General features: G+C 42.4%; 8 protein-coding genes. All 8 read left to right on the top strand.

Translation table 11 applies throughout. The annotated features are described in order from the left end of the window. Window positions 1–3,192 (top strand): cell surface protein SprA (sprA, locus tag WBA23_RS24865; RefSeq protein ID WP_424584980.1); only part of this gene is annotated, 3,192 nt, incomplete at its 5' end. Between the two features lie 206 nt (window positions 3,193–3,398). Further along, on the top strand, window positions 3,399–3,779 hold the full coding sequence (gcvH, locus tag WBA23_RS24870) for a glycine cleavage system protein GcvH (RefSeq protein WP_424584981.1): 381 nt from the start codon (window positions 3,399–3,401) through the stop codon (window positions 3,777–3,779). Window positions 3,780–3,815: 36 nt separating this feature from the next. Next, window positions 3,816–4,184: a VanZ family protein gene (locus WBA23_RS24875; protein ID WP_424584982.1), complete on the top strand. Its 369-nt coding sequence runs from the start codon at window positions 3,816–3,818 to the stop codon at window positions 4,182–4,184. A gap of 102 nt (window positions 4,185–4,286) precedes the next feature. Beyond that, on the top strand, window positions 4,287–4,961 hold the full coding sequence (locus WBA23_RS24880) for an energy transducer TonB (RefSeq protein ID WP_424584983.1): 675 nt from the start codon (window positions 4,287–4,289) through the stop codon (window positions 4,959–4,961). A gap of 98 nt (window positions 4,962–5,059) precedes the next feature. After that, window positions 5,060–5,491 carry a hypothetical protein gene (locus WBA23_RS24885; protein WP_424584984.1) on the top strand — a complete coding sequence of 144 codons (432 nt, stop codon included), beginning with the start codon at window positions 5,060–5,062 and terminating at the stop codon, window positions 5,489–5,491. Between the two features lie 267 nt (window positions 5,492–5,758). Continuing rightward, window positions 5,759–5,977, top strand: a complete 219-nt coding sequence (locus tag WBA23_RS24890) for a hypothetical protein (RefSeq protein WP_424584985.1) — start codon at window positions 5,759–5,761, stop codon at window positions 5,975–5,977. Window positions 5,978–6,046: 69 nt separating this feature from the next. Then, complete coding sequence (locus WBA23_RS24895; protein WP_424584986.1) at window positions 6,047–7,357, top strand: Gfo/Idh/MocA family protein; 1,311 nt, start codon at window positions 6,047–6,049, stop codon at window positions 7,355–7,357. A gap of 501 nt (window positions 7,358–7,858) precedes the next feature. Further along, window positions 7,859–8,667 (top strand): hypothetical protein (locus tag WBA23_RS24900; RefSeq protein WP_424584987.1); only part of this gene is annotated, 809 nt, incomplete at its 3' end.

The following is an 8,667-nucleotide window of genomic DNA, read 5'->3' on the forward strand; positions in this document are numbered from 1 at the left end:
ACCTCACCGGTAGAGCGGCGGGTGAATGAACAATCGCTCCAACTATGTATTGAAGAATTGCGTGATGGCGATGCCCGGGCGGCCTACAAAAATATGACGCTGGATTTGATCAACTACGGTAGTATTCGGATGTTCTTCCACGCGGAAAGCCAAACGGCTCAAGATAGTTCTGTGACTGGTTTTCTTCGGCTAGGAACTGACTTTGATCAAAACTACTACGAAATTGAGGTGCCGTTAGTAATGTCGCCTGATGGCGTGGGGGGAGAAGGAAATGAACGAGCTGTGTGGCCCGAAGAAAACGAGATTGATATTGCGCTCGATGAGTTGTCCTCAGTAAAATCAGCTCGTAACGCAAGTAATGTTCCTATTACCTTACCATTTACCCGGCAACGAGGAAAGTACAAGATAACGGTAGTCGGTCGTCCCGAACTAAGCACCGTACAAACACTAATGGTCGGAGTTCGTAATCCTATCTCGGATGATCGGGCTCCCCAATCGCTCTGCTTGTGGGCCAATGAACTCAGGGTAGGTGATTTTGATCGTACCAGCGGTTGGGCGGCTAATGCGCGAATTAATACCAAGTTGGCCGACTTTGCCAATGTTACCGCTTCCGTACGCCATTCTACTTTCGGATTTGGCGGTATTCAGTCGCGTATCTCAGAGCGAACCCGTGAAGAAGCTACCGAATACGATGTATCGGTCAACGCTAACCTTGATAAGTTTTTTCCTCAGCGGTTCGGATTACAAATTCCGGTATTTGCCAGCTACGAACGAGCCACTATTGTCCCCCAGTTCGATCCGAAAGACCCGGACATTCCGCTAGATGCAGCCCTCAACGCAAGGACGGATCCTCGGGAACGGGCCAATTATTTAGATATTGTCACCGACCAGAGTACTCGGCGTAGTCTAAACTTTACCAATGTTCGCAAGAATAAAGTGGGAGAAGATACCCGTAACCACTTTTTTGATGTTTCTAACTTCACTTTTTCGTATGCATACAGCGATCAGGTGCGCAGCAACTTCAGTACTGCTACCTATGAGCAACGACTGGTGCGGGGTGGGGTGGGCTACAATTACAGCTTTCCCGAGCTCAATATTCAACCTTTTGCCAATGTAGGATTTCTTCAGTCGCCTTGGTTTGCGCTTATTCGGGATTTTAACTTTTCACCGGTACCTAGTAGCTTAAGTTTTCGGGGCGATTTGCAACGTAATTTTGTAAAAACCCAGTACCGCGACGAGAACCTATTCAGATTGGACCCACTCTACGAGAAAGCTTTCACCTTTAATCGTATCTATGACCTACAGTGGAATTTAACTCAAAGCTTAGCCCTTGACTATAGTGCTCGTACATTTGCCATTATTGATGAACCCGATGGTGAACTAGATACGGAAGCCAAGCGCGATGTAGTCATTCAAAACCTGCGGGACTTTGGCCGGATGAAAAATTATACCCAAGCAATTACCGCCACCTACGCCGTGCCGCTCGATAAAATTCCAATTACAGACTGGGTGAGTGCCGATGCCCGCTACCAAGCCGGATACACCTGGCAAGCTGGTGCCTACGACCCTACTACTACTACCAATACGTTTGAAGATATTGGTAACAACATTCAGAACAATCGCGACCGCAGTGCCACTGGTAAGATTGATATGGTAGGGCTATACAACAAAATCAAATTTCTGAAGGATATTAACGACGGAGGAAGAGGCCGTCGCCCTCAGCCGCAACCACCCCGCAATCCTCAAGATACTACTGAACAAGAAAAGCCTAAACCTGATCTGAAGGCACTTAAGGGGTTGTCTCGTCTTATTATGGCTCTTCGTTCAATTAATGTGACCTACAGCTTGAACGAAGGCACTATGTTGCCAGGATTTATTCAAACTCCGTACTTGTTTGGTCTTGATGATGCTTTTGCTGCGCCCGGCGTTCCTTTTTTACTAGGTAGCCAAGATCCTAACATTCGCTTTGAAGCAGCCCGGCAAGGGTGGCTTAGTCCGTCTCAGCTACTGACTATGCCTTTTCAGCAATCGCAGGTAGAAAATATTAATGTGCGAGCCGATATTGAACCCTTCCGGGATTTTCGTATTCAGGTAGATTTCAGTAAAGCTGTTACTAATACGTACCAAGAAATTTTTCGAAGAGATTCGTTAGGTGGTTTCAGCTCTTTGCCGCCTGTCCGCTCCGGTAACTACAACCTCTCTTATCTGACGATACAAACCGCCTTTTCTCAAGATGACGATCAGAATATTTCAGAAATATTTAATCAGTTTGTCCGAAATAGGGAGGCTATTCAACGCCGCCTAACCGAAGAAAACCCTAATAAAGATGCGGCATACAACATTAATTCTCAGGATGTACTTATTCCGGCTTTTTTAGCGGCCTACTCCGATCAAGATGCTGAACAGGTTCGGCTTTCACCCTTTCCGCGAATTCCGCTACCCAACTGGCGGGTAGACTACGCTGGGCTACCTCGCTTGTTTTCAGGTTTGGGTGATGCTTTTGCACAGTTCACCATTAATCACGCTTATCAGTCGGCCTACAGCGTTAATAATTTTACAACTTCAGCTGAGTATGATCTGACCGAAGCTCCAGTAGAACTAAACACTCGAGTAGAAAACTACGACCCAACTCAACTAACTGAGGTGAAATCTATTCAAGACGAAAATGGGGAGGCGCTTAATGTGTTTGTACCACTGTACGTGGTTCAGCAAGTAACTATTTCTGAGCGATTTGCTCCCCTCATTGGGGTGAACATTCGTACCAAAGGTCGCCTGACTAGCCGTATTTCTTATGATCGGGAACGCAGCCTTTCGCTTAACCTTTCTAATGCCCAGGTAACTGAGCTTAAAAGTCAGGCCATCACCTTTACGTTTGGTTTTACTAAAGATAAATTTAAGTTGCCCTTTCGTGTGCAGGGGCGCACGGTTACCTTAGAAAACGATATTACATTTAATTTAGCTATGTCGTTTAAAGATACCAAAACTGTGCAGCGAAAAATTGATAACGACAACACAATCACTAATGGTAATGTCAATTTTCAGGCCCGCCCTACCTTAGACTACCGAGTGAATGAGCGACTGAATATTCAGTTGTATTTTAACCGTACTATTAACAATCCATTGGTTACTAGTTCTTTCCGCCGTACTACCACCGAATTTGGTACGCAAATACGCTTCAACCTCGCTCAATAAAAATAGGGCAACCTTTTTCTAAAATTCAGAAAAGAGCTACTTTTGGACAAACTCAGTCTATTGTTTTTTAATTTCGCCATACTATTTTTTACTACGTATACTATTTTAATCTTAAGTTAGCACATCTTAAATAATTAAGGTGTTGTTTATCATCGCATTTTCTAATTATCCATTTCCAATTATTACTACATTATCTTTATTAGCATATGAATATTCCCGATTCACTGAAGTACACTAAAGACCACGAATGGCTTCGAGTAGATGGCGACGAGGCCTACGTAGGTATTACCGATTTTGCCCAACAAGAGTTAGGCGATATTGTCTACGTAGAAATTGAGACAGAAGGTCAGGAGCTGGCGCATGGTGAAGTTTTTGGTACAGTAGAAGCGGTGAAAACAGTATCTGATCTCTTTATGCCCATTGCCGGCACTGTGTTAGAGATCAATTCTGAATTGGAAGGCTCACCAGAGTTAGTAAACGAAGATCCCTACGAAAAAGGCTGGATGATTAAGATTAAGCTTAGCGATGCAACGAGCTTAAGTGAATTATTAAGTCAAGAAGACTATCAAGAAGTTATTGGGCAGTAGTTAAGGAGTAGCTAGAATCAAGTCTATTATACTGCTATGTTCTGGCGCTTCAACTTTTATACATTACTCTGGATGCTACTCATCCTGGGGCTAATAATTCTGCCAGGGCAACACATGCCTCAGACGGGCACTACTTTGTTAAGTATTGATAAGATAGCCCATACTGGAATATTTGCCGTACTGGTTCTACTAATGACTATTGGCTTTACTAAGCAAAGTGCATATCGTAGGCTTCGCAACAAGGCGGCAATTTATGCGTTAATAATATCAATAGGGTATGCTTCTATCTTAGAAAGTACGCAGGTATTTTCTGAAGGTAGAACGATAGATATATACGATGCTATCGCAAACACTGTAGGTTGTGTAGCGGGGTATGGAGTGTTTTTGGCCATTTATCGGCGATAAGCAAGACCGTCTCAAGAAAATGCATCTTTTATATTGAGCGACTCAGAAATTTTTGTAAATTGTGCTTTTAATAGTACAGTGTAATAATTATACACAAATTGTATGGAACCAAAGAAAACACCGAAAGCAGATTTGAACCAACGAACAGGATTACACTTGGCTATTGGCCTCGTGGTTAGTCTTGCGCTAGTAACATTGGCCTTTGAATGGAAAGACTACGACGGCAACTCACTCGTTGATTTGGGGGAAGTAGATGATACTTTTGAAGATGTGATGGAGATTCCTCCTACCGAGCAACCACCACCGCCACCACCAAAAATTCAGCAGCCGGAAATTATTGAGGTTCCCGATGAAGAGGAGATTGAAGAGGAGATAGAAATTGACCTTGATGTAGAGATCACTGAAGATACTGAAATTGAGGAAATGGTCTTCGAAGAAGCTCCTGAAGAAGAAGCTACTGATGAAATCTTCATGGTGGTGGAAGATCAGCCGGAACCTAAAGGTGGTTTAGCTGCTTTCTACGACTATGTTGGTAAGAATATGAAATATCCTTCGCAGGCGCGTCGTATGGGTATTGAAGGAAAAGTATTCGTGCAGTTTGTAGTAAACACCGATGGATCACTTACCGATGTTCAGGCTATTAAAGGAATTGGAGCTGGCTGCGATGCCGAAGCGATCCGAGTAGTAAAAAGTCACCCCAAGTGGCAACCTGGCAAACAACGTGGTAAGCCAGTGCGAGTACGAATGGTAATACCTATTACCTTCAAACTTGGCTAATAAAAGTATTTAATTTAGATTTGTTAATATTTTGATTATTGGAAGCCGGTTACGCATTGCGTTTCCGGCTTTTTTTCTTACGTCCCACTGTGATTGAGTTGAAACAGCTGATAGTAGCTCAACTGGTAGTTACCGCTGCCCTTACTGGTCTAATCTGGATAGTACAACTAGTACACTATCCTGGATTTCGCTACGTTGATCACTCTCAATTCAGCAATTTTCAACAACATCATATGCGGAGCATTTCCTACGTAGTAGTACCGCTAATGCTTATTGAGATAGGCTTGGCACTCTGGTTACAAGTAGATTTCTGGAAAAGAGACGGAATGTATTTTATCTTAGCGGCTAATGTATTATTGGCCATAATTTGGATGGCTACTTTCTTTGTTTCTACCCCCATCCACAGTCAGTTGCTCACTCACGGATACAATGAAAAGCTGATTACTAAACTGGTAGATACTAACTGGATTCGTACCATTTTATGGTCGATACGGACAGGCTTACTGGTAATTATCATTCTCAAGATGTAGAAAAAGCTTTACAACAGCCAAGATATTCAACAATAAGACTGAATATTAACCGAAAAAATTAGCAAAACTAACAAGTAAGGTTATAAATAATTGAGTTTCCGTCCATAAATTCTTCAGAAGAACAACAAAATATTTAAATTTACGCTGCACATACTAAAAATTTGTTAATAAATTAGGACATTTATTGTGTCTATGATAAGAAAAGGTTTTAATTTTGCTAAATTAGAGTAGCACATAATTATATTGGACTAACTTAAATTACTGGCTGTGGAAACTCAATCTAATATTCAAAATACAGTACAGCAAATCAGATCAAATATTGATGAGATTGCTTCTCAAACTAAGAATCTAAAAAACGGAGAACGGTTTTCAAGAATTCAGCGTATAAATGATCTCCGACAAATTGCTTTTACCCTAGAAGACATCGATAAATCAGTAAATACTCTAATGGATGAGCAAAATAAAAGCAAATCTACCGGTGCTTAAACATATTAGGTTTTAAAATCTCTACTCTTTTCTTATATTCCGTAGGTAATACAACTTCTACTTAAACCTATGGATCAAGCAAACAAGCACTTCTCATCATCGCGTCGTAAGTTTATTGGAACATCCCTTTCTGCTTTAGCAGGAATTAGTATTGTACCCCGCCGGGTACTAGGTGGCAATGGTTATCTCTCACCTAGCGATCAAACAGCTATTGGCTATATTGGAACCGGAAAACAAGGACGAGGCACCCTTCTTCGTCAGTTTATAGAAATACCGGAAGTACAAATTGTTGCTGCTTGCGATGTGGATACCCAAAAGCTAAGCAATTTTCAACAGCAAGTCTCATCGTATTACAGTGAAAACAGAAATCAGGACAACCAAATAGATGGATACAGTGACTTAAGGGAACTATTGGCGCGCAAAGATATTGATGCGGTAATAATAGCCACTCCTGATCATTGGCACGCTATCGCGTCTGTTCTCGCTTGCGAAGCGGGAAAAGATGTGTACTGCGAGAAGCCGCTTTCTCTGACTGTGAAAGAAGGTCGAGATATGGTAAAAGCCACTCGCAAAAATCAGCGAGTATTTCAGACCGGAAGTATGCAACGCTCCAGAGATGACTTTCACCGCGCTGCCGAACTGGTTATCAATGGTTATATTGGCGACATAGAAAAAATAGTAGTTAGTGTCGGTGGGCCACCCGATGCTTGCGAGCAACCCGCCGAGCCTAAACCTGAACATTTGGACTGGAACATGTGGCAGGGTCCCGCCCCTAGTCGGGAGTATAGCTCTTTCTTTGCACCACCCATAAGTTGGGATGGATGGCCTCGCTGGCGTTATTGTAAGCACTATGGTGGTGGATTGATGACTGATTGGGGTGCTCATATGTTTGATATTGCTCAGTGGGCAATGGGAATGGATGACAGTGGGCCAGTAGAAGTTATACCGCCCAATGGTCAGGATTATCAGGTACTTACGTACTTATATCCAGACGGTACACCGATGGTACGAGAAGACTTCGGAAAAGGAAATGCTATCCGATTTGAAGGTAGTGAAGGAGTGATTGAGGTAAGTCGGCAGTTTTTAAATGTTCCTGAGAACCTTAAGGATCAGAAAATTGGGGATAATGAAATACATCTATACAAAAGCCGTGACCACTACCGAGACTGGTTGAATGCTATTCGAGAAAGAAGTCGGCCTCTCTGTGACGTAGAGGTAGGACACCGAACGGCTACGGTCTGCAATATTGGCAACATCGCCTATGAACTCAATCGTCCATTGCGTTGGAATCCAAAGAAAGAAAAATTTAAAGGTGACCGAGAAGCCAACGAAATGCTATCGAGAGAAAAACGCGAATTTTGGGATCAAAAGGCATCTTAGTTCGCTCAATTTTTATGGTTACCCAACAATTTGTAAGAATAGATAGAGTTCCATAAACGCTATTATACACGAGCGGACGCTACGTAGAGTTACTATAAGAACAGAAGCAGTAGTTTGGTATTTCGGGGTGAGATATTCGTGATGAAGTGCTTTCAAACAAGCCGGGTTGGCGAGACCAGTTAATACTTACCTATTCCATAAGGTGAGTTAGATAATAATCCTAATTTTCAGCACTGGTAACCTAGCTAATAAATTAGAAAGAATTGCACCTCTTTCAAAACTGGTAGTTCTATCCAAAAACCCTTAAGTAATGTTGGAATAATAAGTTGTCGTTTTTGATCTGGTTAGTATGCATTGCCACGAGGCGAAAAAAGTAAGCAGGACCTAAGCCCTGAAGAGGCTTGTTAACCGGGCGGCGATCCGCGAAGTAGCAGCGCGAAAGAAATGGTCATAGAATGATAATATTATTGTTTTACCATTACCATTACTAAGTTACCAAAAGTGAAAGCTCCGAAATTATTGCTGTATATCTGTTTTATCCCAGTGATTGGCCTGTGGTCGTACTGCTGGGATTTTTTATGGCTCTTTAATCTTAATCCCAAAAGTCCGATAGTCTCTAGTACATCAATTAAGGAAGGTGAGCCACCCTTGTTCAAAAAAATTCTAATTCCCTCCGAATTTCTAACATCTAATGATATTCTTACTTTCGGAGGAGATATTCGGATGGGTGATTTAACCGGCGATGGGCAGGTTGACTTTATGGTGTATCGCTCCGAAGATAATGCCCACGATGGAGGTGGAATGAAACCCTGCTTTTGGGGAGCATTCACCCAAACTGGTGAAATATTATGGCAACAAGGCGAAGGCGGTGAACAGCCTTCTCGGCCAGGTCCGGTAGCTATCTTTGATATTGATCAGGATGGAAATTCTGAAGTAATAACTTTTGCTCATCAACCCAATATAGAAGCTCCCTCAGGAAGTATGCAGGATGTAGAAATATTGATCTTGGATGGACAGACCGGAGAAGTGAAACAACAAGCTAAACCTCAAATCTTTCAGCAAATTGAGGGAAAGGGAGCTAACTGGGTACATCAACGCATTCTTATCGCCAATATACGAGGACTGAGTGCTCCTCAGGATTTTGTCATCAAGTTAGGCACTTATGTGCTGGCCTTTAATAACCACTTAGAATTACTATGGTCGTATCAACACGAGTGGAGAGAATATAGCAAAGTACCGGCCTATGTTCCAGCAGTGGGTGATATCGATAATGATGGGAAAGATGAGGTTAATGGTGGTTACTATTTGTT

It is taken from the genome of Tunicatimonas sp. (assembly GCF_049647865.1).
GTDB lineage: Bacteria > Bacteroidota > Bacteroidia > Cytophagales > Cyclobacteriaceae > Tunicatimonas.

Excerpts from the sequence above, each read along its gene's own strand:
- gcvH (WP_424584981.1), top strand. The coding sequence starts at position 3,399 with ATGAATATTCCCGATTCACTGAAGTACACTAAAGACCACGAATGGCTT.
- WBA23_RS24875 (WP_424584982.1), top strand. The coding sequence starts at position 3,816 with ATGTTCTGGCGCTTCAACTTTTATACATTACTCTGGATGCTACTCATC.
- WBA23_RS24880 (WP_424584983.1), top strand. The coding sequence starts at position 4,287 with ATGGAACCAAAGAAAACACCGAAAGCAGATTTGAACCAACGAACAGGA.
- WBA23_RS24895 (WP_424584986.1), top strand. The coding sequence starts at position 6,047 with ATGGATCAAGCAAACAAGCACTTCTCATCATCGCGTCGTAAGTTTATT.